Below are 26,016 nucleotides of genomic sequence, written 5' to 3' on the forward strand. Positions count from 1 at the left end.
GGGGTGTGAACTACTCGCATTGACTTTACCAGGGAGTTTGTTCAAAATAGTCGGTTGTGTTTCTTTCCCACGCAATTCGTGGGTATAAGAAGGCGGGTTTCCGCCACTGCCAATGGCGCGTTGAGCGCGGTTGGCGGCGTAGAGAAAAACGACGAAAGCGGTTTATATCAAAACCTTTTCCAACATAACGGCGTTGCTGCTCGCGGGCGTTCTGTCCGCTGGCTCGCTGACCTTCGCATGCGCCACACCCGCCTATGCCGACGAGGTAAGCGACGCCCAGAACGCGCTCAGCGCTGCCGAAGCCCGCATGTCACAAATTGCTTCAGAGCACGAAGCCCTCGTCAAGCAGGCTGAAGAGCTCCAAGAGCAAATCGACGAAGCCACCCAAGGCGTAATGGACGCGCAGGCGGCCGCTCAGGCCGGCCGAGACAAGCTTGGCATCTATGCGACCCAAGAGTACAAAACGGGCGGCATCTCTCTTATTAAAGTGCTGCTCGAATCGCAAAGCATCTCTGATCTCGTGAATAACATGCAGTACTTCGATGCGATTCAGGAAGACCAAGCTCGCCAAATCGCAGAGCAGAAGCAGCTCGAAGCTACGTTTAACGACGCACTCGACGACCTGAACAAGAAAAAAGACGAACAGGTTAAAGCCATTTCCGATGCCGAAGCCAAGCAAACCGAAGCCCAACAGGTTGTGGCACAGGCCACCGCGCACTTGAGCGATGCCCAGGCTGCTGCCGAAGCCGCTCGTTTGGCCGAGCTGCAAAAGCAGGCCGAAGCGCTGAAGGCCCAGCAGGAAGCCCAGTCTCAAACCGAGCAAGCCTCTGCGGAGGAATCGAAGGGCGCTGCCGAAAAGGCGGAGGAATCTGGCAACAGCGCTGCGTCGAATTCCGGCAACCAATCTTCAAGCAGCTCATCGAGCGAATCGAACGGCTCGAGCTCGAACAATTCCAATTCCTCGAATACAAGCTCGGGTTGGCAGTCGGGCGTTGTTTCCGCCTATGGCTCAACGAGCGATGGCACGCTGGGCGCTCACACCGCGACGGGTGCGATTGTCAGCGAAAGCTCCATGGGCGTGGCTGTTCCCATGTCTATGCCGAACTACCGTTCTTATTTTGGGCGCTCGGTCGAAATCAGCTACGGCGGCCGCACGGTTGTCGCTGTGGTGAACGACTGCGGTGGCCTGGGTGGCGGCTCTCGCGCGCTCGATTTGCAGCCTGGCGTATGGAAGGCCCTTGGCGCGAGCAGCTGTTTCGATTGGGGCGTGCGCACCGTTTCCTATCGTTTCCTGTAGGAGTAAGTGCCCGCATCGTTAGACGCTACGCTGCCTGCTTCTTCACGCGATGAAGCACCATGCAAGGGAAGAGCGGTCTCGATGGGCGCCTTCTTCGGGGCGCATCGCACGGCGGGCTTGTGAGCGGTTCTGCATTCAATGCAAGCCTGCGCTCGTTGAATTACATTTGAATATTTCCTATTGAGCTGCATTACCGTCCGCGTTTGCGGACGTTTTTTTGTATGAAGCGCAAAGTATGGAGTGCAAAGGCGCGTTACAATAGGCGAATTATCGTTGCGCATGCATATGCGCTGAAGTTCCGGATTAGCAGGAGCACACATGAAGGAATACAACCCCCTCGAGATCGAGCCGCGTTGGCAAGCGGCTTGGGAAGAAAGCGGCATCAACAAGGTGCATGAAGAAGACGGGCGTCCCAAGAAGTACATCTTGGAAATGTTCCCGTATCCCTCGGGTGACATTCACATGGGCCACGCCCGCAACTATTCGATTGGCGACGTTATTGCTCGCTACTATCGCATGAAGGGCTTTGACGTTTTGCACCCCATGGGCTGGGACGCCTTCGGCCTGCCTGCAGAAAATGCTGCCATCAAGCACCATAGCCATCCTGCCAAATGGACGTATGCCAACATCGAAACCCAGAAGGCTAGCTTCAAGCGCATGGGCTTTTCCTACGATTGGGACCGCACCGTTGTGGCGTGCGACCCCGAGTACTATCGCTGGGGCCAGTGGATTTTTGAGAAGTTCTGGGAGCGTGGCCTCGTCGAGCGCCGCAACTCTCCTGTGAATTGGTGCCCCGGTTGCCAGACCGTTCTGGCAAACGAGCAGGTTATCGAGGGCCGTTGCTGGCGTTGCGATTCCGAAATCGAAAAGCGCGACCTCACGCAGTGGTACCTGAAGATTACCGATTACGCTCAGGAATTGCTCGACGACCTTGACCAGCTCGAAGGCTGGCCCGAGCGCGTGAAGCAGCAGCAGTCCAACTGGATTGGCCGCTCCGAAGGCGCCGAGGTCGACTTCGTGCTGTGCGACAAAGACGGCAACGTGCCCGCCGAGCCCGCTGAAGACGATATCATCACCGTGTTCACCACGCGTGCCGACACGCTGTTCGGCGCGAGTTTCTTCGTGCTTGCCCCTGAATACAAGGGTCTCGCGGCGCTTGTCGAGGGTACCGAATACGAGAAGCCGGTTATGGACCTCGTCGAGGCTTCCAAGAAGATCACCGCGGTGCAGCGCGCCCAGGGCGATCATGAAAAGCATGGTGAGTTTACCGGCCGTTACGCGGTCAATCCCATTAATGGCGAGAAGCTGCCCATTTGGGTTGCCGACTATGTCGTTGCCGATTACGGCACGGGTGCCGTTATGGCCGTTCCGTGCGGTGACCAGCGCGACTTCGAATTCGCTCGCAAATACGACTTGCCCATCATTCCCATCATCTTGGGCGATGACGACCCGCTGTTCGAGCAGCTGAAAGACGAGCAGAACCGCGTGGTCACCTCGGTCGATTGGCCCGAGGCCTACGCCGCCGAAGGCACGCTTGTGCAGTCGGGCAAATACACCGGCATGACCGGCGGCAAGCATTCCGAGGGCGAGGCGGCTATCGTCGCCGAGCTCGAGGCCATGGGCCGCGGCCGCCGCAAGGTGGAATTCCGCCTGCGCGACTGGCTCATTTCTCGTCAGCGCTATTGGGGCAATCCCATTCCTGCGATTCATTGCCCGAAGTGTGGCGTCGTGCCTGTTCCTGAGGAAGATTTGCCTGTGCGCCTTCCCGAGGATATCGACCTTTCCGCTGGTGAGACGCTCGCTACGCACGAGGAATTCGCGAAGTGCACGTGCCCGAAATGCGGTGGCGAGGCTCGTCGCGAGACCGACACCATGGACACGTTTACGTGCTCGAGCTGGTATTACATGCGCTATACCGATCCTCACAACACCGAGCGCCCGTTCGATTCCGCTAAGGCGAATTCGTGGCTGCCTGTCGACCAGTACATCGGCGGCATCGAGCATGCCATTCTGCATCTGCTCTACAGCCGCTTCTTCACGAAGGTGCTGCGCGACGAGGGCATGCTGAACTTCGATGAGCCGTTCACGAATCTGCTGTGCCAGGGCATGGTGCTCGACGAGCACGGCGACGTTATGTCGAAGTCGAAGGGCAACGTCATTTCGCCTGAAGACATGATTGCCGCCTACGGCGCCGATGCCGTGCGTTGCTACATTCTGTTCATGGCTCCGCCCGACAAAGAACTGCTGTGGAACGAAGACGGCCTTGCGGGCCTGTACAAGTTCCTGAACCGCGTGTGGCGCGCCGTGTACGACCTGAAGCGCGAGGCGGGCGAGGATACGCTGTTCAATGGCGACTCCAAGCTGAATGCTGCCGATGCTTTCAAGACGTTGATGCGTGAGCGTCATCGCGTGGTGGGCAAGGTGTCCGATGACATCGACCGCAACAACTTTAACACCGCGATTGCCGCCATCATGGAGCTCGTGAACAGCACGAACGATTTCCTGCGTGCTGCAAGTGCCGAAGAGCGTGCCGCAAACGCCGAGTGGGCTGCTGGCTGCGACGAGGTTGCCGAAGTCATCGTGAAGCTGCTTGCTCCGTTTGCCCCGCACTGGGCTGAAGAGCTGTGGACCACGGTGCTTGGCAACGAGCCCAGCATCCACAACCAGCCGTGGCCCGAGTTCGATCCCGAGAAGGCCAAGGCCGACGAGGTTGAACTCGCTGTGCAGATCAACGGCAAGGTGAAGGCCCGCGTCACGGTTGCTGCCGATGCCGCTGAGGAAGACATCATCGCCAAGGCGCTTGAGGCTGCTGCCAATGCCGTTGAGGGCAAGACGGTTGTCAAGAAGATCGTTATTCCTGGTCGCCTGGTGAACATCGTCGTTAAATAATCATGTGTTGGCCTGGCGGCCAGCACATGACGCCGACGCTGCGCGGCAAGCTGGCGGCGCATTTCGGGTTCAGCCTTCGGCTCGCGTACCGAAGTACGCGTCGCCTCGGCTTTACCCGAACTGCACTCACCAGCTTGCCGCTCGCTGGCTTCTAGTGCGAATGTATCCTTTCGGTACCCCGAAGCGTGCCGTCAGAATCCCGCGCAGCGTTGAATGCATATATTGGCCTGACGGCCAATATATGAATAATCCAAGCCGCTCCTATGGGGGCGGCTTGCTTGTTTTTGGGAGACTTCGCGCGGCCGCGAAAAGGCGGCTTATTATGGGACGCTCAGGAAACGAAAGAGGTCTGCGTGCTTAAAGGTTTGTTCAAATTCGTGTTGGCGATTGCGGTTGCGGCGGTTGTCGCCGTAGGCGGCATTAATGCGTGTGTTGTGCTGTCGGCCAATCCCGCCATTACCACCTTGGACAAATACGAGCAGTCCCGGGTCGCCTCATGCGACGCTATCGTCGTGCTTGGAGCGAGCGTGCTGCCCGATGGCTCGCTTTCGCCTATTCTGCAGAAGCGCGTCGACGCGGCAATCGATTTGTATTTCAAGGGCGTGGCGCCCATTGTCGTTATGTCTGGCGACGGTCGCGAATCGAACTACGATGAACCGAACGCGATGAAGGCCTATGCCATTGCGCAGGGCGTTCCCGAATCGGCGATTTATTGCGATGGGGGCGGCTATCACACGTATGACACCATGTGGCGCGTCGCGAATGTGTACGGCGCCCAAAGCGTGGCTATTGTCACACAGAAATATCACCAGTATCGCGCGGTGTTCGACGCCCAGGGCGTGGGCATGTCGGCTGTTGGCGTAGTGAGTGATACGGGCACCTATGACGATCAGGCCTATTACGATATTCGCGAGTGGCCCGCGCGCGTGCAGGATGCCATTTCGGTATGGACGGGCGCCGAACCCGACAATCCGGGCGAGGCCATAACGCTGTAAGGCTCTTTCGGCCTTTTACGGGAGCTATGTCTTGACAAACTTCCCGAAATAAAGAAACCTATATCCCTAGTTAACATGTGGGTTTCAGAGGGGCGCGTATGGCTGACGAAGACATCGTTTCCAAATTCGAGGAATACCGTGCTCAGGCGAGCTCTCGTTGCGTTGCGGCGGGGTGTGGCGCTGTGGAATCGTGCATGGACTCATCGGTTTGCCCATCGGCCGCGCCTGCCCCCGTTATTGGCGTGGTGCCAACGCAATATCCCAGCGAAAAGTCGGTCGTCATGGCCAATCGTTACATCCAAGCGCTCACGGCTGCCGGAGCGGCTCCGCTTGTGCTTCCCTTGGTGGAAGACGTGCATGTGTATGAAACCTTGTTCCCGCATATCGACGGCTTCTTACTAACCGGCGGCAACGATATCGACCCTGAACGTTATGGCTCGCTCGAAAAATCTGAAAAGCTCGGCGAGCTTACGCCCGAAAGGGAAGACCTCGAATTCCTTATTTTGAGCTACGCCTACCAGTTCGATGTGCCGGTGCTTGGTATTTGCCGTGGCATGCAAATGATCAATGTCTTTTTCGGTGGAACGCTCTATTTGGATTTAGCCGATCAATTCACATCGTTGCAGCATTGGCAGACATGCGATTATTCAGAAACAAGCCATTTCGTGAAAATCGTGCACGAATCTAGGCTCGGGCGCATTTTGGAGACCGACCGTCTTGCTACGAATTCCATGCATCATCAGGGAGTGCGTACGGTTGCCCCCATGCTCGACCCTGTTGCATATGGTCCTGATGGGCTGGTAGAGGCGGTTGAGGTGCGTGACAGGTCATTCATCATGGGGGTCCAGTGGCACCCTGAATTCTTTGCGGGCACGCGGAAAATGGGGTGTTTGTTCGCCTCACTTGCGCAGGAGGCCATTCGCTCGCACACTGCGACGCTCGATGCGCGTGGGCGTTGCCGTCTCAATATCAAGAAGGCTCCCGACGTAAGGTCGTGGCCGACAATGGAATATGCCGATGGTATTTAAAAGACGCCCACGTATGTTTAGGATGTAAGTACCTAAAAGAAACTAGAAACAAATAAGCTTTAAGTATCGAAGAGATACCGATATAAAAATAATACCTAGTTCTTTAAAGATGTAAGGTTTCGAAAAGTAACTATGATATATCTCGATAACGCCGCGACAACCGCATTGCATGAAAGCGTGCTTGAACGAATGCTGCCGTATTTCGGTGTCGATTTCGGCAATCCGGGAAGCGTGCACGCGGCGGGGCGTAAGGCGCTGCATGCCGTGATGGACGCTCGCGCAACGGTCGCGGAATGCCTCGGTTGCATGCCGCGCCAAATCATTTTTACTTCTGGCGGTACCGAAGCCGACAATCAGGCGTTGGCAACGGGAGCTGAATTCGGCCGCAGGGCCCATCGAATGCGCATGGTCGCCTCGTCCATCGAGCATCCTGCAGTGCTCAGGGCGCTTGATTATTGGGAAGCCCAGGGCTTTACGATCACGCTCGTCAACCCCGACGGGACGGGCGTTGTGAGCGCTCGAGCCATAGAGGCGGTTCTCGACGATGACGTGTGTCTCGTGAGCGTCATGTCGGCGAACAATGAAACGGGCGTTTTGCAGCCCATTTCCGAAATTGCGCAAGCGGCGCATGCTGCGGGTGCACTTTTCCATACCGACGCTGTGCAGGCGGCTGGGCATGTGCGTCTCAACGCCGAGGCGTCAGGGATCGATGTGCTGTCGATTTCGGCGCACAAGTTCCATGGTCCCAAAGGGGTCGGCGCGTTGGTGTGCCGCACGTGCGAGGGTGCCGATCCGCTCATATATGGCGGCGGCCAAGAGCGCGGTCGCCGTTCGGGCACGGAAAACGTTCCGGGCATCGTGGGCTTGGCTACCGCACTTGAAGAAGCGTGCAAAACCATGGAAGAAGATGCCGCGCGCGTGCGTGGTTTGCGCGATTGCTTTGAGGCGCGTCTTGAGCAAATCGAGGGCGCATACGTTGTGGGGAAAGCGGCCCCGCGCGTACCAGGCATTTCGAATGTATGCTTTGGCGGGTTCGACCACCAGACGCTCATTCCGCTGCTTGATGCACGAGGCGTATGCGCGTCGGCGGGGTCGGCTTGCTCGGCGGGTGCGGTGAAAACCAGCCATGTGCTGCGTGCTATGGGCATTTCGGAGCCGCTTGCGAAAGGCTCGGTTCGTTTTTCGCTTTCCGCCGATACCACGCAAGAAGATGTAGACGCGGCGGCGGTTGCGATGCGGGAAATTATGGCGTCGCTCAAGCGGTAAACTGTCATCGCCTGCCGTTCTTGCTTTCGGGCTTGCGCCCTATGCAAGGCTACGGTTTGTTGCTGTTTGCCTCGGCGATAGGCAACGGCGGGATAAACCCGATGAAGAAGGACGAATATGACGAAATCCAAGGGACGCGTTCTTGTCGCGATGAGCGGCGGCGTCGATTCGAGCGTAACGGCGTATCTGTTGCAGAGTCAGGGCTATGAATGCATTGGCGCCACGATGAAGCTCTACAACAACGATGCCGTCAATAACGACGGCCATACCTGTTGCAGCCTCGACGACGTCGAAGATGCGCGCGATGTGGCATTCCGCCTGGGCATTCCGCATTACGTGTTCGATTATTCGGCAGAGTTCGAAGATGAGGTCATGCGTCCCTTTGTGGAAGAATACGAAGCGGGGCACACTCCCAACCCATGCATCGAATGCAATCGCCGTATGAAATTCAGCAGACTCTTGCAGCGCGCCGAGGAGCTGGGCTGCGATTTCATTGCTACGGGCCATTACGCCCGAATCGAACGTGCGGAGCAAGACGCGTCGACTGCCGTAGGCGTCGACGATGGCTCCGATTCGTGGGCGCGCGATTATGTGCCCGCAAGCGATGGCGTTCGTTTCGCGCTGCGGCGCGGCCTCGATGCCACGAAAGATCAAAGCTACGTGCTCTCCTTTATGACGCAAGACCAATTGGCGCATACGCTTCTGCCTCTTGGCGGTTTCACAAAAGCCCATGTGCGCGAAATCGCCGAAGAGCAAGGCTTCATCAATGCGCAAAAGCACGATAGCCAAGATATCTGCTTCGTGCCCGATGGCGACTATCTGGGCTTTTTGGAGCGCTACCGCGGCTCGTCGTACGAACCGGGCGAGATCGTCGATGCTCAAGGCAAGGTGCTTGGCCAGCATAAGGGCGCCGTGGCTTATACCATTGGGCAGCGCAAGGGGCTTTGCATTGGAGGCGCTCCCGAGCCTTATTTCGTGTTGGGCAAGAACATGGCCGCCAACCAGGTAGTGGTGGGCCCGCGCGCGGAGCTTTCGTCGCAAGGCTGTGTGGCCACGAATTGGAACTGGATTATGTCGACTCTTTCAGATGGGGAAGCCATGAGCGTGCAGGTGAAGGCCCATTATCGCCAAGCGCCCATTCCCGCTGAGCTTTCCGTCGGTGCCGATGGCTTGGTGCGCGCGACGTATCTCGAGCCTCGTCAGGCGGCCGCTCCCGGTCAGGCGCTTGTCGCCTATGTGGGCGATTCGGTGGTTGGCGGCGGCACTATCGTCGAAGCTTTTTAGGCGTTTTGCCTTGGCTTCATTTGGTTGCGCTTTCTAAAACGCTCGGTTTGCACAGGTTTTGGAGGGGGCGCGAGCATGCCGATATTATGAGAAGTTTCGGCTTCGTGTTTTGCCGTGATTGTCAGTCAGCGAAGCTGGGCAACGAGGAAAACCTGCGCAAACCGGAGCATTTTTCATATTGGTTGCATCGCATGCGCCCTGCAATGGGACGTTCGTTGCGATACCATACGCATGGTTTGCGTATGCGAATAATTCTGGCCGCGAATAAGGGGGATTCATGGCTCTTGTCGATAACGTTGCATTGTATGCGCTGGGCTACGCTGCCCACGAAAGCCATCCCATGCGCCTCGACCAGTATTGTTTGAATACGGTGCAGCGCAAATATCCCTGTTCCGATTGCGCCGATGCATGCCCGAAAAGCATCGATATCGCCGCGAAGGAGATTAGCTGGCGCGGTTGCACGAATTGCAATCTGTGCGTTACGGCGTGTCCCACGCAGGCGATTCACGAATCGTCGGCGAGCCTCGACTCGGCGCTCGCGAATGCGGGCAGCGCGGGCGACGTTGTGGTGGTGGCTTGCGATCAGCATAAAGGCCAGGCCAATGTTCATACGCACTGCTTGGCATCTATTCCGTGGGAGCTTGTGGCGGCGCTTGCGCTTAAGAAGCCCGTGGTGCTGAAGGTGAAAGCATGCCGCGAATGCCAGAATGAAGAGCTGCGCGAAGGCGTGCGTGATCTGCTCAATAGCCTAAAGCGATTTTTCGGCCCGGAGGAATTTAAGAAGCGCATTCATTCCCGTGTGCCCGAGGGGGCAGTTGCGGGTTCGGGCGCGTCGAAACGCACGGCGTTCGAGGGTGCGATGTCTACCGTGAAGCGAGGCGCGGAAGAGCTGCTCTCCGATATGGACGAACAGGGCCGCGTGTCGCACTACCGCGCCATTTTGCTTGAAACATTGCGCGAAATTCCTAAGGAAGAACGCCCCGAAGTCACGTGGCTTACGCTTACCGAAGACGGCAATTGCCGCGGATGTGAGATCTGCTCGAAAATGTGTCCCCATGGGGCTATCGAGCTGCGTATTCCCGAATATGCTGCAGGGCAAAAGCGCCGCGAGGTCGAGCGCGAAGTGAAACGCCGCAAAATGCCTGTGATTACCGAGCCTTCCGGGAATGATTCGGGCGACGATATTACGTTTACCTACCAAGCTGCCCCCGCTGGAACTTCGACCCAGGCGCTGAACGAGGCGAAAGAGACGGCCCTCGCCGCCATCGACGAAGAGCTCGCGCGCAATATATCGCGTGGCCAGGCCTTCGTGCACGATGCGTCGCGCTGTACCCAATGCGGCTTGTGCTATATGAGTTGCCCCGAAGAAAACATTGGCGGCTGGGCCGAAATAGCCACGCGCGAGCTTCCTGCAAAAGTCGAGCATGCCCTTACGGTTCAGCTATGCGAAAAGTGCGGTCGCCCCTTCAAACCGAAGGCCGACGAAGCCAAGTGCGCCGCCTGTTCAAGGGTGAGCTTCCTGTAATTGCTTCGCCGGCGGCAAACCTGCTAAAAACCTGCTCAATGCTCGTAGCATTAGCAGGTTTGAGGGCAGCTTGCAGTTCCGGACTGCGAATTTGCTGCGTTTCCCTGAGAGCCCGATTCCTGATGAACGCATCCCTCCTTGCCTGGTCAAAACTTCGATTTAATCGTATTCGACATGTTGGCGGATTGCTGGATTGCCGCCTTCCAGCCTTCTCGCTATTGGCATGCGTGCTGCCGATTGGGCACTGCGTGTCGGTACCGTAACCACTCGAATTCGACAACGTCTTTCTGGCTTGTTTTTTGCTAGAACGAAACAAGAATCTTTTACGGAAAGGCGGCGCGTATGTCGTTTCATGAATTCGCGGTCGACAGCGACGGAATAAGCCTGTATTGCAAGCGATATCTGCCAAGTTCCGGGGAGGCGCCGTCCCAGCGACCCCCGCTGCTTCTTATTCATGGTGGTTGCATCGATTGCGACTTCTACGACGCGGCTGGTCCTCTTTTGGCGAATTTGTTTGATGCGGTAACGTTCGATCGACGTGGGTTTGGACGCAGCGAGCATCCCTCCAACGGCGACTATTCTGTTGCAATCCAAACATGCGATGCTTTGGCGGTCGCGAGTGCGGCATTCGGCGATGCGCCCGCGTTTGTTTTTGCGCACAGTGCAGGCGGGTCGGTTGGGATTAGCTTTTCGACCGCGCATCCGAACCGCGTTCGCCAGCTTATGCTCTTCGAATCGCCCGTACTCGATTGCGTCGATCCCGCTTCGTCCCTTATGGCCGATATCGTGCAAATGAAAAAGAATATTGAAGCGGGACAGGAAGCGGGTTCGTTTGGGGGCGGCTTCCTTTTCGGCTTGGGTCCGAAAGATTCGCGCGCATCGAAGCCTACGCGGGAACAAAGGGCCCGCACATCGAGCAATGTGCGTACGAGCATCGTGTGCGAAGCCGACAGATTCTTTAGCTTCAAGCCGAATTACGAGGCCCTGTCGAAGATTCCAGTCGTCGTGGCGGCAGCCGAGCTCAATCGGGGATACCCGCTTGAGGGGCTGTCGAGGGCGGTTGCCGAGCGGCTCAACTGCCCACTTGTACACTATCCAGGTGCGCATAACAGTCCAAGCGATCTGCCGGCGGACTTCGCATGCATGACGGCTGGGGTGTTTCTTATGGAGGGGAAAGGCCTGCTTTAGGCGTCCTCTGCCAATCAATTCTGAAAAAATGCCTGATGAAAGGTTAGATAATCTGAAAAACGCCGCTTGCCGGCGTTTTTTCTTGCCGTTTGCGCTTTAGTACGCCGCCGTGCTAAACTATCTCTCGCATTGAGCACTTTAGCACGCTAAAGTGCTCCAAGGGCAGTCGCCACACTGCCAGAAGGGAAGGGCGCCGGCAGCAAGCCGTCGCGAACGATAGATTATCGAAGAGGTATTTCGTATGAAGAAGAAATGGTCCCTTATCGCGGCAGCCGCCGCAGCGCTCGCGCTTGCTGGCTGCCTGCTCGCTGGCTGCGGTTCGAACGACGCCGCCAAAGACTCCGCGAATTCCGACACCACCAAGCTCATCGTCGGTTTCGACCAGTCGTATCCGCCGTACGGCTTCGTCGGTGACGACGGCAACTACACGGGCTTTGACCTCGACCTCGCCACCGAGGTTGCCAACCGCAATGGTTGGGATATTCAGCTCGAGGCTATCGATTGGGATGCGAAAGACACGCTGCTCAATTCCGGCGCTATCAACTGCATCTGGAACGGCTTCACCATGGAAGGCCGCGAGGATGATTACACCTTCAGCGATCCGTACATGCTCAATGCTCAGGTTGTTGTCGTGAAGTCGAGCTCGGGCATCAAGAGCCTTGACGACCTTGCGGGCAAAAACGTTATTACCCAGACCGACTCCGCCGCTCAGGAGGTGCTCGAGGGCGACAAAGCCGACCTTGCCGCCACATTCGCGCAGCTCGAGACCATCGGCGATTACAACACCGCGTTCATGCAGCTCGAATCGGGCGCCGTCGATGCCGTCGCTTGTGATTTGTCTATCGCCCAGTACCAGATGTCCGCTAAGCCCGGCGTGTACACTCTGCTTTCCGATGAGCTTTCCAGCGAGCACTACGCCGTTGGCGTGAAGAAGGGCAACACCGAGCTTGCTCAGAAAATCACCGACACCCTGAAGGCCATGGATGAAGATGGCACCGTGAAGCAGCTGTGCGAGAAATACGCCGACTATGGCCTGAGCTATGAGAACTGGATTCTGAAATAAGATAGAATCGGTTGAAACATATGCGAGGCGTTTGGCAAGGCGCCTTGTGGCGGAATCGCGGGCGGAGCAATCCGTTCGCGATTCATGCTGTTAAGAGAGAGGATTGCCGTGGATATTTCCACTATGCTCACCATGCTGGGTCAAGGCTTCGTCGTCACCCTGCAGATTTTCTTCCTCACGCTTTTGGGGTCGTTGCCCCTTGGCGTGCTGGTTGCGCTTGGCCGCATGAGCCGCGTCAGGCCCCTTGCATGGCTTATGCGCCTGTATATTTCCGTCATGCGCGGCACGCCGCTCATGCTGCAGATGTTCTTCATCTACTTCGCGCCGTATTACCTGTTCGGCATGGATTTGTCCACCGATTCCAAGTTCAATGCGACCATCGTTGCGTTCATCATCAACTACGCGGCGTATTTCGCAGAAATCTACCGCAGCGGCATTCAGTCTATTCCGCGCGGCCAATACGAAGCCGCCGAAGTGCTGGGCTACTCGCGCGTGCAGACGTTCATGAAAATCGTGCTTCCGCAGGTCATCAAGCGAATCTTGCCTGCAATGGGCAATGAAATCATCACGCTGGTGAAAGACACCTCGCTTGCATTTGCCATTGGCGTGGCCGAGATGTTCTCCACGGCGAAGGCGCTTGTCGCGTCGCAGGTCAGCATGCTGCCGTTCGTGTTCGCGGCCGCCTTTTACTGGGTATTCAACTTTATCGTCGAGGTCGTGCTGAATAGGATCGAGAAGAAGCTCGATTACTACCACGACTAAGCGCGAACGAGAGCGAAGGCTTTTGCCCCGCCGATGCATGTGGAGCAAAACTTCGCTTTTCTCAAACGTGCTTTTATTTATGAAATAGTGAAAGCGAGGCGCGACGCATAGCGAGCCGAAGGCGAGCGGTAGAAGCGCCGTGTTTTGTGCAGCATCGTCGGCGGGACAAAAGCCGGCGGGATACGGAGGTCACCATGGCCGAAAACAAACCAGTCGTGCGCCTGTCGCACATCAAGAAAAGCTTCGGCGACACCGAAGTCCTTAAAGATATTTCGCTCGAAGTGAACCCGGGCGAGGTCGTTGCCATCATCGGTCCGTCGGGCGGCGGCAAATCGACGCTTTTGCGTTGTGCCACGCTGCTCGAGACGTTCGATGCGGGCGAGCTTTCCTATGGCGACCTTGAGGTCGCCACTATGCAAAACGGCAAGGCGGTCTATGGCAAAAAAGACGTGCTGCGCGCAGCGAAATCGCGCTTTGGCCTCGTGTTCCAGAATTACAATTTGTTCCCGCATTACACGGTACTCAAAAACATCATGGATGCGCCCATTGCCGTGCAAAAGCGCGATAAGGCCGATGTCGAACGCCAGGCCCGTGAGCTCATCGCGAAAATGGGCCTTGAAGGCAACGAGGGCAAAGTTCCTTGTGAGCTTTCCGGCGGCCAGCAGCAGCGCGTTTCCATTGCTCGCGCGCTATGCCTGAACCCTGATATCGTTTTCTTCGACGAACCCACCAGCGCGCTCGACCCCGAGCTTACTGCCGAGGTGTTGAAGGTCATCAAGCAGCTCGCCGCTGAGCACATGACCATGGTCATCGTGACGCACGAGATGTCGTTTGCGCGCGATGTCGCCGATCGCATCGTGTTCATGGATGGTGGCGTCATTGTTGAAGAAGGCCCTGCCGAACAGGTCATCAATAACCCCCAGCACAACCGCACGAAGGCATTCCTCAATCGCTACGACGATTAGGCTAGAGCATCGTGCTGCTTTGTCGCGCGTCAGAACTTTGATGCCTGCATCTTAGAATCGCGATATGCACGGATAATTACGCAGTTGCCCGAGTACTCGCAAATCGGAAAGCCCCTAACCTGAAGTTTTATAAACTAAGGTCAGGGGCTTTCTCGTCGCCTGGGGATTCATCTGCGCATATCGCGATTCTAAGATTGAAGGCTGCTTGGTGTGTAAATGCTCAGAGCATTTAACGCATTCCGTTTTTGCATGAAATCGCGCGAAGTGCGTATCCTTGCCCTAATAAGTTCTTTTGCCGGCTCGGCGAACAGGTGTTTTACGAACGGTTTTGTCGCGTGTTGACGACAATCGGGCATTAGGGTACGCACTTCGTGCATTTTCGTGCAAAATAAAACGGAAGGCCCCTGGAGCGAACTCCAGGGGCCTTCCGCCTCCAAGGGTTGGATGGCAAGTTATTCGGCCTTCGGCTTCAACAGGCCATAGCCGCCTTCGGTGCGGCGATACATCACGTTGACCTCGCTGGTGTCGCGATCGGTGTACACCAAGAAGTCGTGGCCCAGAAGATCGATCTGGATCATGGCTTCTTCCTCGGTCATGGGCGTGAAATCGATTTCCTTCACGCGTACGACTTCGTCGTCAGCGGAAAGCTCGGCCATAAGCTCATCGAGCGAAGCGCCGGTGGGCTCGATCACCTGGTCGACCTTCAAGGTCTCACGCATGCGGTAGTCGATGACGCGAGTCTTGTACTTGCGCAGCTGACGCAGCACCTTTGCGGCGGCAACGTCGATGGCGGCGTACATGTCTTCCTCGTGCTCTTCTACGTGAATGGTGTGGCCCTTCGGGCGAATGGTCACTTCGCAGATGCAAGGAACCGCGCGGTTTTTCTCGACACGCAGAACAACTTCAGCCTTCGGAATGTCGATGCTCAGAACCTTCATCGCATTGCCGATTTTTTCAACGGCGTAGTCGTTGAGCGCGTCGGTGACGGTGACTTTGCGACCGATGACAGTGACTTCCATGATTTACCATCCTTTCCCTTGTGCGCTCGAGCCTCAATTCCCCACTCGAGCGATTTTGCGGCGATGGCGGCGCCGCGCGCGGGGGCTCAAACGAGCCGAATCCCTAGCGAATGAACTCGCTTTCTGGCTCATATGGTAGCGCACTTGAGGGGGCAAAACGGCGAGGCGTTGCCATCTCGTGATGCGACCTGCGTCCACGCGGCGGGGCGTGTCTATGGGCCCCGTATAACGCACCCGGGCGTGTCTTACGCTTTACGCGAATCGAACACAGGGCGACCCGCTAAAAATGTCGCGATCGCGCGCGTTTCGAGCATGAGCTCGGGGCGCTGTTCGGCGTCGGTGAGCGGGTTGCGGTCGAACGCGGCGATGTCGGCCCACATGCCCGCTGCGAGTTTCCCCATTTCGTTTTCACGTCCTGCGGCAGCGGCGGCTCCCGCTGTATAGGCGCGAATTGCATCGGCGGCGGAAATGCGCTCGCTCGCAAGCCACCCGCCCTTCGGTTCGTGCGTTTTCGCGTCTTGCCTGGTGACGGCTGTATAAATGCCCGGCCACGGATTCACGTCCACGACGGGCGAATCGGTGCCGAATGCGAGCGCGGCGCCTTCGCGCAAAAACGATGCGAACGGCCACATCACTTTGCAGCGATCATCGCCCAAATCTCGCTCCGGGCCACCCGGATCGAGCGTGATGTGCGGCGGCTGAACCGACGCCACGACTTCCGCTTTCGCGAGCCGCGCGATGTCAGGCTCTTTCATATTCTCCAGGTGCTCAATGCAGTGATGCCCGATAGCGGGGGCGCCAAACCGCTCGTTCGCCTCTTCAAAAATGTCGATCGCCTGCGTAATGGCCTCATCGCCGATGGCGTGAATGCGTACGGCGAACCCGCGGCGCGCCGCCTCCATCACGTAATCGCGCATGAGCGCGGGCTCCACCGTGGGGCGCCCGCAATCGCCTTCAAAATGCGCATTGGTGTAGGGCTCGGCGAGCCAGGCGGTATGCTGGCTCGAAACGCCGTCGAAGAATTGCTTGAATCCGCGCGCCTGCACCAAAGGTCCGCGCAACTCGTCGCGCATGCTTTCGAAACGAGAAACGTCGCGCGTGAGCGTGGGGAAGAGGTGCGCGCGGCACGTGAGCTGGCCGCGGCCCTCGAGCGTGCGATAGATGTCGTCCCGCACGAAGTCGAGCCCGGGTTCGGCGGAAAGCGCCATATCGCAGATGCTTGTGATGCCGAGGCTTGCAAGCCTCGCGAGGAATCCCTGATAGGCGCCAAGAATCTCATCGTCAGAAAACGTGGCCATAATGCGCGGCATGAGCGCCATGGCCGCGGCTTCGCGCACGATACCCGTGAGCTCGCCTTTTTCGTCGACGTCGTAACTGCCGCCGGCTGGCGGTACGCTCTCGCGCGAAATTCCCAGCTCGCGCAGCGCGCACGAGTTCAGCCACAGGGTGTGGGCGTCGCCGGAGTACAGGGCGACGGGGCGGTTGGGGAAGGCGGCGTCAAGCGAGGCCTTGCTCGGCAGCACGGGCGGGTTCCAGCGGTACTCGCGCCACCCTTGCGCCAAAAGCCAGCCATGGGGCTTGCGCTCGGCAAGGGGAGCAAGCCGAGCGACGCAGTCGGCTTCCGATTCGCCCAAAAACATTTCGGCCAAAGGGCTCGAGTACAGTGCCGAATGGAATGCATGCACGTGCGCGTCGTGGAAGCCGGCGCACAGGAACGCGTCGCCAAAATTTTCCACGCGTGTGGAAGGGCCGATGAATGCCTCTGCTTCGTCCTTCGGCACCACGGCGCAAATAAGCCCGCCTCGTACGCAAACCGCCAAGGGAAGAGCCTCGTCGCCCGTGCCCGTGAACACGTATTCGCTTATAAAGACCGATTCTGCCTGCATGCGTTCCCCTCTCGCGCATATTTCGTGGCGCGGGGCAACGGCTGGGCAACGTCCGAGCGGTTCCCCGCGAATGCTGCGGCTATAATACTGCTTCCGAAAAATAATGCTTTCGTTGCTTTTGAAAAACCCTGTCTTCGAAAACGGAAAAATCCAGATTGGAGCAGCATGGCAAACAACGCCTCGCCCCATAACGCCGACCAGCCCCTTTTCATTGAGGAAGTGCAAGGTCATCAGGCTCGATATACCAAGGTCATCGAGCTTACCCATTCGGCCACGAAAGCGGCGGGCGTTATGCTGCTTGCTGCTATCGCCGCACTCGCCATCGCGAATTCGGGCATCTATGGGCAATTCGAGCATCTCATTCATACGCAGATCGGCTTTGTGGTGGGCGATTCGATTTCGACCATGTCGATTGCGCACATCATCAACGATATTCTCATGGCGGTGTTTTTCCTGCTCGTGGGTTTGGAAATCAAATACGAGATGACCGTGGGTGAACTCACGAACATTCGCCAGGCCATTTTGCCCATTGTCGCGGCATGCGGCGGCGTGCTCGCGCCTATTGCGATTTACGCGGTTTTCAATTTCCAAAGCCTCGAAACGCTTGGCGGTTGGGGCGTTCCCACCGCGACCGACATCGCTTTCGCGCTTGGCATCATGGCGCTTTTGGGCAATCGCATTCCTGTTGGCGTGAAGGTGTTCCTTTCCACGCTTGCCGTGGCCGACGACATCATCGCCATTATCGTGATTGCCGTATTTTACGGGCACACGCCTGATTTCATGTGGCTTGCGGCGGCTGCCGTGGTTATGTTGGCCCTCGTTGCGCTCAACAGGTCGCATGTGTACTCGCTCGCGCCCTACCTTGCGCTGGGCGTGGTGCTGTGGTTCTGTGTTTTCTCGAGCGGTGTTCATTCGACCATCGCTGGCGTGCTGCTCGCATTCACCATTCCGTCGGGCTCGCGCGTTAACCTGAAAGGATTCGTCGCCTGGTCCGATAAGAAAATTCGCCAAGCGGAAAACGCGTTCGACCCCAATGAGCCGGTGCTTGGCCAGAAAGACTACATTCGCAACGTGAGCAATCTCTCGTCGGTATCGCGCCTGGTCATTCCGCCTGCTACGCGCCTTGAGCACAGGCTGTACCCGTGGGTGTACTTCGCCATTTTGCCGCTCTTCGCCCTAACGAACGCCGATGTTGCCCTCGCTGGCGCCGATATGGGCGCCGTATTCACGAGCCCTGTCTTTTTCGGCGTGTTCTTCGGCCTGCTCATCGGCAAGCCCGTGGGCATTCTGCTGTTCAGCTTCATCGTCGTAAAGTTGAAAGTTGCCAACTTGCCCGAAAACGTGAACTGGCGTCACATGGCCGGTGCCGCGGTGCTGGGCGGCGTGGGCTTCACCATGGCGATTTTCGTGGCGAATCTCGCCTACGATTCCGAGCTCGCGGTTACTACGGCAAAGGCCGCGGTTCTTTTGGCCTCGACGGTCGCAGGCGTTGTCGGCTTCCTGCTGCTGCTCACTGAAGCCCGTCGCAGCGCAAGTGCAGGCGTGGCGTTCGTCGCGCTGCCCGCCGATGGCGAAAACGTGACCCACGATGGAGTCGAGGCTCGTCGTGGCGCCCGCGCGATGCGCGATTCGTTCGACGAGGCATCTCTCGCTGAAATCGACCGCTGCAAAAACGACGGTCGCACCCACGAGGTAGTGGCCCACCTGCGCGATGCTCGCGGCACCCAAACCGGCCGTGAGCAGTACGGCCGCAAATAACCAACCACGATGCGTGTTCTTTCGCGGTAGCGTCTCGGGGAATATGCGGCGTGCGGCAGGGTGGTGATACAATTCTTTTTTCAGGAAACACCTGCACGACGAAGGATATTTCATGGCATACAACGCACCCGAGGGAACTGCCGACATGCTTCCCGCCGTTGCGCGCCTGTGGCGCTCGACGGTCGATTCTGCGGCAAAGCTGTTTGGCACGTATGGCTACGAGCCCATTTACACGCCGCTTTTCGAGATCACCGATGTGTTTACGCACGGCATCGGCGAAGCGACCGATGTGGTGGGCAAGGAAATGTTCGTCGTGCGCAGCGGCGAGAACTACAAGCGCGCGCTTGCTGAAGGCGACGATTCCAAGCTGAAGTCGAAGCAGAAGCTTTCGCTTCGCCCCGAGGGCACGGCGGGCGTTGTGCGCGCCGTCGTTCAGCACAATCTCGTTGAGCAGGGCGCCGCTCCTGCAAAGTTGTTCTATGCCGGCCCCATGTTTCGCGCCGAGCGTCCCCAGAAGGGCCGCCTGCGTCAGTTCCACCAGATCGGCGCCGAGTGCCTCGGCTCTACCGAGCCCACGGCCGATGCCGAAATGATCATCATGCTCATGCGCTTCTTCGAGAAGATGGGCGTGCCTATGGAGAAAACGCGTTTGCTCATCAACTCCATGGGCGATGACAACTGCCGTCCCGCATATCGCGAATCGGTGCGCCAGTTCATTTTGGACCACGAAGGCGAGATGTGCGAAGAGTGCCGCCGCCGCGCCGACACGAATCCGCTGCGTGCGTTCGACTGCAAAAACGAGGCATGCGCGCACGTGATGGAGAATGCTCCGAAAATCACCGACCATCTTTGCGATGATTGCCGCGAGCATTATGAGCAGGTCAAGGCGTTGCTCGATGCCGCTGGCGTGAAATACATCGAAGACCCCACGCTTGTGCGCGGTCTCGACTACTATACCCGCACGGTGTTTGAGGTGCAGGTTGTTGAAGGCATGGGCTCCCAGAGCGCTATCGGTGGCGGCGGCCGATACGACAAGCTCGCCGAAATCGAGGGCGGCCGTCCCACGCCGGGCCTCGGCTTTGCCCTTGGCTTTGAGCGCATGGTGCTCGCCCTTGAAGCGGCTGGCACGCTCGTCGATTCTCCGAAGCGCGTTGATGGCTATATCGCCTGCGTTGACTCGTCGGTGCGCGCCACGGCCTTCGATTTGGTGTGCGTTGCTCGCGATGCTGGGCTTTCGGTTGAGATGGACCACCAGGGCAAGAGCCTGAAGAGCCAGTTCAAGATGGCTGACAAGCTCGGAGTTCGCATGGTTATCGTGCTCGGCCCCGACGAACTCGCGCAAGGCAAGGCGCGCGTTCGCAATATGTCGACCCACGCGGAGCGCCTGGTCGATATTGCCGCGGCGAAACGCCTGCTCGCGCAATTTGGCGGTAACTTGGTCGGCGGCGGGGCTGCCCCCGTTTCCATCGACGCGCTTTTCGATGCCGAAGGTGCAGAATAAGGCAAGTCGAACACGTCCACCAAAAACAAAGCCCGCTCAACCGAGCGGGCTTTTCTCGTAAATCTACCTTTGCTTCCCCTTGGTCGGAGGGCGTGCGATTCCGATAGATTTCGCACGAACAAAAGGCGCCACTGATGCCTTCGTCGCGAACGGGATTTGGCCGAAGCGGAAGCGCGTGTCCTCCGGCCAAGTCCAGGTTGGTTATTTCCTCCCTGTATGTACTGCCACGATGCCGCCGGCGTAGTTCTTCCAGCTCACGTCGCTGAATCCGGCATCGCGCAGCATTTGGGCGTAGTTCTCCTGGTCGGGGAACGCGCGAATCGAGTCGGCCAAGTACACGAAGCTCGGGCGATCGTGCGTGAATACTTGCCCCCAGAACGGAATCATGACCTTCAAATAAATGTGGTACAGGAAACGCCATGCCGCGTTCGGCGGGGTCGAGAATTCCAAGCAGGCGAAGGTTCCGCCGGGTTTGAGCACGCGATGCACCTCGCGCAGCGCCTTCATGCGGTCGGGAATATTGCGAATGCCGTAGGCCATGGTCACGGCGTCGTATGAATTGTCGGCGTAGGGAATCTCTTGAGCGTCGACAACTTCGAAATCAATCGGAACGCCGCATGCGGCTCCCGCCGCCTGGCGCTCGCGGGCAACGTCGAGCATTTCGGGCACGAAGTCGGTCAGCTGAATATGCGCCGGGGGGCGTCGGCTTGCCGCCATGTAGCTCACATCGCCCGTGCCGCCCGCCAAGTCGAGCAAATCGCTTTCGGGCGTGAGGTTTGCCGCGTCGACGGTTTTGCGCAACCAGCCCTTGAAAAGCCCGAAACTCGACACTGCATTGAATCGCGCATATTGCTTCGCGATATTGCTGAAGATATGCTGCACGCGCTCTTCCGAAATTTCGGCGGGCGCTTCGGCTCCGGTGGCGGTGTCAACCACCCGCTCCTCGGCGCGCTGGGCTTCGTTGCTCATAGGTCCTCTTTCTCATGGGCGTCGCAAAAAGCGGCGCGCTTGTTTCCATTCAGTAAAAAACGGCGGCGACTTTCGCCGTGTACCGTGATTTTGCTCGGCTGCAAAGTATAGCCGAATCCATGATGCTATTATGTTCACCATGCTACTCTGTGCCGAACATATCATCCCGATTGCAGGCGAGCCCATCGATGATGGCGCAGTGCTCGTCCGCGACGGAAGAATCGTGGAGGTCGGTGGCGCGCAGCGCATGAAGGCGCACTATCCACAGGAGGAAGTGCGTGACTTCGGTCGAAGCGCGATCATGCCGGGTTTCGTCGATTGCCATACCCATCTCGAGTACACCGCGCTGCGCGGTATCGTGCACGATGTGCCCTATGCCGAATGGCTTGTGACCGAGCACGCCAAAGCCGACATGATGTCGCGCGACGACCGCTACGATTCGGCGGTTATCGGCGGCATGGAAATGATCGCCGGCGGCGTAACCACGGTTGCCGACTTCACGAGCACGGGCGCGTCGTTCGAGGCGGCCCAAGACGTCGGTTTGCGCGGTAAGTTCTACCGCAGCGTTGGCGCGACTTCGAAATCGCAGGTCGATACTGCGATTGAAGAAGCTGTTGCCGATATCGAGCGTTGGCGCTCTGTTGCCGATCCCGACCGCATGCAAATCGGCATTGCGCCGAAGGCCCTGCACGCATGCCACCCCACTATTTTCAGCAAAGTGAACGAGGTCGCCGAAAAGCTCGACCTTCCTGTCGCGATGCACGTGGCTGGCAGCTATGAGGAATATAGCTACATCATGCGTGGCTCTACGCCCTTGTCGGTGCGCGGCATCGAAACGGGCGGCGATGCGCTTACCGATCGCCCCATGTGGCTCCCGACGGGCGTTACGCCTGTCAACTATGCGCTCAACTGGAACGCTTTCAATAGCCACGATGTGCTTGCTGCGCATTGCGTGCACGTGGACGACAACGACATCGCGAAGCTCAAAGAGCATGACGTGGCCATTTCGGTGAATACGCGCTGCAACGCGCAGCTCGGCATGGGCTTGGCTCCGCTGCCCACGTTCCTTAAATCGGGCATTCGCGTTGGCCTGGGCACCGACTCTCCCGCCGCGACCGATTCTTCCGATATGTTCATCGAGATGCGACTGGGCATGCTCATCCACCGTTCGGTCGATCGCGATGTGTTCCTTACCGCGAAAACCATGCTCGAGCTCGCTACGATCGGCGGGGCCCGTGCATTGCATATGGAAGACGAGATCGGAACCCTCGAGCCCGGCAAGCGCGCCGATATCACGGTGGTCGATTTGTCTGGTTCACGTCAGACTCCGCTCGTCGATCCCGTTACGGCGGTCGTCGAAGGCGGCGCCGCGGCTGACGTCATGTTCACCATGGTCGGTGGCAAGCCTGTTTACGAGCGCGGGAGCAAGTGGGACGTGCGCGGCAATAAGTGGGAAATGCTCATCAATCCCGCCGAGGCCCGCGAGCGCGGCATGCAGATTCGCGGAAAGCTGAGGGATTAACGAATGGGTCAAAAGCTTACGGCCAAGCAGAAGGCCGCAAAGGTTGAGGCTGCTCGACAGCGCGAGCTGCAGGAGCAGAAGCGTCGCGAGGCGGCGCAGCGCACCAAGAAGATTTTCACGGTTGTCGTGTGCATCATTTTGGTGTTGGCACTGGGAATTCCCACCGTCGCCATTATGGCAATGGGTCTCTAGCAACGAATACGAGGTCGGCGAAAGCTGGCCTCTTTCTTTATTCACGGTTGATTGCCCCTGCGCGCAGGGGTGGGGATAAGAACCCCCCAATGCGTGATGGGGCGCTTCCGCGATTGTCCCTGCGCGCAGGGGTGGGAAAGCTTTATGCCGCGGACGCCCCGAACCTTCTCCGTCCGGAAAGCCTGGCTCGTGAGTTTCAAAGAGCGAAACTTCTGCGTAACCCAAGCGAAACACAGCGCCCATAAGGTGGAAGGGTCACAAAAAGCAAAGGTGGTCGCGCAAGCGGCCGCGAAGCGAGGAGGCCCGTATGTCCCAGCTTACTGAGCGTTTCGGCACCCTGGTTTTTTCCGACCACGTGCGAAAGCAGTATCTCCCTTCCGACATATATAAGAAGCTCAACAAGACCATCGAAGATGGCGAATCTCTCGATCTCGATGTGGCGAATGCGGTTGCGCATGCGATGAAGTCGTGGGCCATCGAACACGGTGCCACGCACTATGCGCACTGGTTCCAGCCGCTTTCTGGCATCACGTCCGAGAAGCACGACAGCTTCCTTGAGCCGAACCACGACGGCACAGCAATCGAGAAGTTCTCGGGCAAAGAGCTCATCCAGGGCGAGCCCGATGCATCGAGCTTCCCCAACGGCGGTCTGCGCGCAACCTTCGAGGCGCGCGGTTATTCCGCATGGGATCCCACGAGCCCCGCGTTCATCAAAGATGAAGTCCTCTGCATCCCTACGGCATTCTGCTCGTATACCGGCGAAGCGCTCGATAAGAAAACGCCGCTTCTGCGTTCCATCACCGCGCTCGATCGCGAAGCCAAGCGCGTGCTGGCGCTGTTCGGCAAAACCCCGAAAAAGGTCGTCCCTTCCGTGGGCAATGAGCAGGAGTACTTCCTTATTAAGAAAGAAGACTATGCTCGCCGCAAAGATCTCGTGATTACCGGCCGCACGCTGTTCGGCAATACGCCGTGCAAGGGCCAGGAGCTTGAGGAGCATTATTTCGGCGCTATTCGCCCCACGGTTTCCGCCTTCATGAAAGATCTCGACGATGAGCTGTGGGCGCTCGGAATTCCCGCCAAAACCAAGCACAACGAGGTCGCTCCGTGCCAGCACGAACTCGCGCCGGTCTATGCCGAAGTCAATGAGGCGATTGACAACAATCTCGTCATGATGGAGAAGATGAAGCTGCTCGCTTCTCGTCACGGTTTGGTGTGCCTGCTTCATGAGAAGCCCTTCGAAGGCATCAATGGTTCGGGCAAGCACAACAACTGGTCCATTGGCACCGAATCCGAGAATCTACTCGATCCGGGCGAGACCCCTGCAGACAACCTGCAGTTCGTCGTGTTCCTCACCTCTGTCATCGAAGCGGTTGACGACTACCAGGATTTGCTACGCATGAGCGTTGCGAGCTGCGGCAACGATCACCGTTTGGGCGCGAATGAGGCTCCTCCGGCGATTATCTCCATCTTCTTGGGCGATGCGCTTACCGAAGTGGTCGAGAAAATCGCCGACGGCAAAGCTTCCGTGCATGCGAAGCACGGCATGCTCGATTTGGGCGCTGATGTGCTGCCGAAGATCAAGCAAGACAACACCGACCGCAACCGCACGAGCCCCTTTGCTTTCACGGGCAACAAGTTCGAGTTCCGCGCGTTGGGCTCCGAAGCCAACCCGTCCGACTGCAACATGGTGCTCGATTGCGCTGTGGCAAAATCGCTCAAGAAATTCGCCGACGCCCTCGAAGGCGTTCCTGCCGAAGAATTCGGTGAGGCGGCGCTTGCGTACTGCAAGAAGGTGCTCAACGACCACAAGCGTATCTTGTTCTCGGGCAATGGCTACGCGGACGAATGGCACGTCGAGGCGGAAAAGCGTGGATTGTGCAACTACAAAACCACGGCCGATGCCATGCCGTGCTTCGTTTCCGACAAGAGCATTGAACTGTTCACGAGCCTCGGCGTGCTCACCGAAGTCGAAGTGCGCAGCCGCTACGAGGTGAAGCTCGAGAAGTACACGAAGCTGCTCAATATTGAGGCAACGACGATGATTCGCGAAGCGCGCCGCACTTATCGACCGGTCATCAGCGCCTATGCGACCAAGGTTGCCAAGGGCCTCGAGACGGTAAAGGGCGTGGGGATCGAAAGCGCCATGCAGTGCGAGCTCAATACGCTCAACAAGTTGTGCAATGGAATCACGACCATCAACGATTCCATTAAGGCGCTCGATGCTGTTCATCAGAAGGCAGAGGCTATCGACGATCCTCAGGAGGAAGCGAATTGCTACGCTCATGAGGTTGTCCCTGCAATGGCAACCTTGCGTACCGCGGTCGATGCCATGGAGGAACTCGTTGCCGCCGACTACTGGCCGGTGCCCACGTACGATGACATTCTGTTCTATGTCTAACATTCAATAGAAGAGGCGTGAACGTGCGGCTCGAAGAGCAACATATATAAAGATATACAAAGCAAGAATATGGCTGGCGCCGAAGAAGGTGTCAGCCATATTTATAGAGTGCGGTAAAAGAAGCGAAGGCGCGTGGTCGGCAAAAGCGAGGCTCGATTCCAAAGGCTTGCTCCCGTACGACAGGCGAACTTCCTAGAAGGGGAGACGTAGTTTGTGCATCCGAACCCCATTTGCTTGGCGTATCGAAGGCGATAGAGGACTTATGAAGAGGTGTTCACATCTTAAGAAGCAAGGCGGGGAAGAGTAACTAATGCGATTTACCAGGTAAAACAAAAGAATCGCCTACAGTAAATCAGACGTATGCAAAAACTTTTCGACCAAAAAGCAAATTAATCCTTGACCCTATGAGTTCAAGTCCGTAATATACATTCCTGCGCCAAGCGGGAACGCGAAGCGCACGGCGGGCCGCAGGCCCCGCCGGGAACCTTGAGAACCGGATACTGTGGATG

At 57.8% G+C, this 26,016-nt stretch carries 19 protein-coding genes; 16 read left to right on the plus strand and 3 right to left on the minus strand.

The window, feature by feature from the left end; genetic code table 11:
* Positions 1–193: 193 nt before the first annotated feature.
* From Q0D41_RS05980 to Q0D41_RS06030, 11 genes are all read left to right on the plus strand, one after another.
* A complete protein-coding gene (locus Q0D41_RS05980; RefSeq protein ID WP_294376632.1) occupies positions 194–1,297 on the plus strand; it encodes a peptidase in 1,104 nt (367 codons plus the stop codon).
* A gap of 318 nt (positions 1,298–1,615) precedes the next feature.
* Entirely contained in the window at positions 1,616–4,186 is a 2,571-nt protein-coding gene (gene leuS, locus Q0D41_RS05985; RefSeq protein WP_294376635.1) for a leucine--tRNA ligase, read from the plus strand.
* Between the two features lie 353 nt (positions 4,187–4,539).
* The gene (locus Q0D41_RS05990; RefSeq protein ID WP_294376637.1) at positions 4,540–5,181 is read left to right on the plus strand and encodes a vancomycin high temperature exclusion protein; all 642 of its coding nucleotides are present in this window, start codon (positions 4,540–4,542) and stop codon (positions 5,179–5,181) included.
* Between the two features lie 98 nt (positions 5,182–5,279).
* Positions 5,280–6,209: a gamma-glutamyl-gamma-aminobutyrate hydrolase family protein gene (locus Q0D41_RS05995; protein ID WP_294376640.1), complete on the plus strand. Its 930-nt coding sequence runs from the start codon at positions 5,280–5,282 to the stop codon at positions 6,207–6,209.
* A gap of 132 nt (positions 6,210–6,341) precedes the next feature.
* Entirely contained in the window at positions 6,342–7,475 is a 1,134-nt protein-coding gene (locus Q0D41_RS06000; protein ID WP_294376643.1) for a cysteine desulfurase family protein, read from the plus strand.
* A 117-nt stretch (positions 7,476–7,592) separates the two neighbouring features.
* Positions 7,593–8,759, plus strand: coding sequence for an MnmA/TRMU family protein (locus Q0D41_RS06005; protein ID WP_294376646.1), 1,167 nt, complete (start codon positions 7,593–7,595; stop codon positions 8,757–8,759).
* 277 nt (positions 8,760–9,036) lie between these two features.
* On the plus strand, positions 9,037–10,284 hold the full coding sequence (locus Q0D41_RS06010) for a 4Fe-4S binding protein (protein WP_294376650.1): 1,248 nt from the start codon (positions 9,037–9,039) through the stop codon (positions 10,282–10,284).
* A 342-nt stretch (positions 10,285–10,626) separates the two neighbouring features.
* Positions 10,627–11,472: an alpha/beta fold hydrolase gene (locus Q0D41_RS06015; RefSeq protein ID WP_294376652.1), complete on the plus strand. Its 846-nt coding sequence runs from the start codon at positions 10,627–10,629 to the stop codon at positions 11,470–11,472.
* Positions 11,473–11,713: 241 nt separating this feature from the next.
* Positions 11,714–12,535: a transporter substrate-binding domain-containing protein gene (locus tag Q0D41_RS06020; protein WP_294376653.1), complete on the plus strand. Its 822-nt coding sequence runs from the start codon at positions 11,714–11,716 to the stop codon at positions 12,533–12,535.
* A 108-nt stretch (positions 12,536–12,643) separates the two neighbouring features.
* Positions 12,644–13,297 (plus strand): amino acid ABC transporter permease, encoded by a 654-nt coding sequence (locus Q0D41_RS06025; RefSeq protein ID WP_294376656.1) that lies wholly within the window; start codon positions 12,644–12,646, stop codon positions 13,295–13,297.
* Between the two features lie 194 nt (positions 13,298–13,491).
* Entirely contained in the window at positions 13,492–14,262 is a 771-nt protein-coding gene (locus Q0D41_RS06030; protein ID WP_294376658.1) for an amino acid ABC transporter ATP-binding protein, read from the plus strand.
* A gap of 452 nt (positions 14,263–14,714) precedes the next feature.
* On the opposite strand, the gene raiA is transcribed toward Q0D41_RS06030, so the two are convergent.
* Both raiA and Q0D41_RS06040 read right to left on the minus strand, forming a co-directional pair.
* The gene (raiA, locus tag Q0D41_RS06035; RefSeq protein WP_294376662.1) at positions 14,715–15,281 is read right to left on the minus strand and encodes a ribosome hibernation-promoting factor, HPF/YfiA family; all 567 of its coding nucleotides are present in this window, start codon (positions 15,279–15,281) and stop codon (positions 14,715–14,717) included.
* A gap of 245 nt (positions 15,282–15,526) precedes the next feature.
* Positions 15,527–17,167 (minus strand): amidohydrolase, encoded by a 1,641-nt coding sequence (locus Q0D41_RS06040; RefSeq protein ID WP_294376664.1) that lies wholly within the window; start codon positions 17,165–17,167, stop codon positions 15,527–15,529.
* Positions 17,168–17,332: 165 nt separating this feature from the next.
* Between Q0D41_RS06040 and nhaA the strand changes: the two genes are divergently transcribed.
* Together nhaA and hisS are read left to right on the plus strand one after the other, a co-directional pair.
* Positions 17,333–18,925: a Na+/H+ antiporter NhaA gene (gene nhaA, locus Q0D41_RS06045; protein WP_294376666.1), complete on the plus strand. Its 1,593-nt coding sequence runs from the start codon at positions 17,333–17,335 to the stop codon at positions 18,923–18,925.
* 112 nt (positions 18,926–19,037) lie between these two features.
* Complete coding sequence (gene hisS / locus Q0D41_RS06050; protein WP_294376668.1) at positions 19,038–20,426, plus strand: histidine--tRNA ligase; 1,389 nt, start codon at positions 19,038–19,040, stop codon at positions 20,424–20,426.
* A gap of 201 nt (positions 20,427–20,627) precedes the next feature.
* On the opposite strand, the gene Q0D41_RS06055 is transcribed toward hisS, so the two are convergent.
* Positions 20,628–21,395 (minus strand): class I SAM-dependent methyltransferase, encoded by a 768-nt coding sequence (locus tag Q0D41_RS06055; RefSeq protein ID WP_294376671.1) that lies wholly within the window; start codon positions 21,393–21,395, stop codon positions 20,628–20,630.
* 130 nt (positions 21,396–21,525) lie between these two features.
* On the opposite strand from Q0D41_RS06055, the gene Q0D41_RS06060 reads away from it, so the two are divergent.
* From Q0D41_RS06060 to Q0D41_RS06070, 3 genes are all read left to right on the plus strand, one after another.
* Positions 21,526–22,917, plus strand: a complete 1,392-nt coding sequence (locus Q0D41_RS06060) for an amidohydrolase family protein (RefSeq protein WP_367113814.1) — start codon at positions 21,526–21,528, stop codon at positions 22,915–22,917.
* Between the two features lie 3 nt (positions 22,918–22,920).
* Entirely contained in the window at positions 22,921–23,109 is a 189-nt protein-coding gene (locus tag Q0D41_RS06065; protein WP_288168852.1) for a CASC3 protein CASC3, read from the plus strand.
* A 307-nt stretch (positions 23,110–23,416) separates the two neighbouring features.
* Positions 23,417–25,507 (plus strand): glutamine synthetase III, encoded by a 2,091-nt coding sequence (locus Q0D41_RS06070; RefSeq protein ID WP_294376676.1) that lies wholly within the window; start codon positions 23,417–23,419, stop codon positions 25,505–25,507.
* Positions 25,508–26,016: the final 509 nt, after the last annotated feature.

Source organism: uncultured Slackia sp. (assembly GCF_934630525.1).
Classification (GTDB): Bacteria; Actinomycetota; Coriobacteriia; order Coriobacteriales; family Eggerthellaceae; genus Slackia.

What these genes read in the sequence shown, in the direction of transcription:
- Q0D41_RS06060 (WP_367113814.1), top strand. Translation starts at nt 21,526, where the DNA reads ATGTTCACCATGCTACTCTGTGCCGAACATATCATCCCGATTGCAGGC.
- Q0D41_RS06000 (WP_294376643.1), top strand. Translation starts at nt 6,342, where the DNA reads ATGATATATCTCGATAACGCCGCGACAACCGCATTGCATGAAAGCGTG.
- raiA (WP_294376662.1), bottom strand. Translation starts at nt 15,281, where the DNA reads ATGGAAGTCACTGTCATCGGTCGCAAAGTCACCGTCACCGACGCGCTC.
- Q0D41_RS06070 (WP_294376676.1), top strand. Translation starts at nt 23,417, where the DNA reads ATGTCCCAGCTTACTGAGCGTTTCGGCACCCTGGTTTTTTCCGACCAC.
- hisS (WP_294376668.1), top strand. Translation starts at nt 19,038, where the DNA reads ATGGCATACAACGCACCCGAGGGAACTGCCGACATGCTTCCCGCCGTT.
- Q0D41_RS06055 (WP_294376671.1), bottom strand. Translation starts at nt 21,395, where the DNA reads ATGAGCAACGAAGCCCAGCGCGCCGAGGAGCGGGTGGTTGACACCGCC.
- Q0D41_RS06040 (WP_294376664.1), bottom strand. Translation starts at nt 17,167, where the DNA reads ATGCAGGCAGAATCGGTCTTTATAAGCGAATACGTGTTCACGGGCACG.
- Q0D41_RS06030 (WP_294376658.1), top strand. Translation starts at nt 13,492, where the DNA reads ATGGCCGAAAACAAACCAGTCGTGCGCCTGTCGCACATCAAGAAAAGC.
- nhaA (WP_294376666.1), top strand. Translation starts at nt 17,333, where the DNA reads ATGGCAAACAACGCCTCGCCCCATAACGCCGACCAGCCCCTTTTCATT.
- Q0D41_RS06005 (WP_294376646.1), top strand. Translation starts at nt 7,593, where the DNA reads ATGACGAAATCCAAGGGACGCGTTCTTGTCGCGATGAGCGGCGGCGTC.
- Q0D41_RS06020 (WP_294376653.1), top strand. Translation starts at nt 11,714, where the DNA reads ATGAAGAAGAAATGGTCCCTTATCGCGGCAGCCGCCGCAGCGCTCGCG.
- Q0D41_RS06015 (WP_294376652.1), top strand. Translation starts at nt 10,627, where the DNA reads ATGTCGTTTCATGAATTCGCGGTCGACAGCGACGGAATAAGCCTGTAT.
- Q0D41_RS05995 (WP_294376640.1), top strand. Translation starts at nt 5,280, where the DNA reads ATGGCTGACGAAGACATCGTTTCCAAATTCGAGGAATACCGTGCTCAG.
- leuS (WP_294376635.1), top strand. Translation starts at nt 1,616, where the DNA reads ATGAAGGAATACAACCCCCTCGAGATCGAGCCGCGTTGGCAAGCGGCT.
- Q0D41_RS06065 (WP_288168852.1), top strand. Translation starts at nt 22,921, where the DNA reads ATGGGTCAAAAGCTTACGGCCAAGCAGAAGGCCGCAAAGGTTGAGGCT.
- Q0D41_RS06010 (WP_294376650.1), top strand. Translation starts at nt 9,037, where the DNA reads ATGGCTCTTGTCGATAACGTTGCATTGTATGCGCTGGGCTACGCTGCC.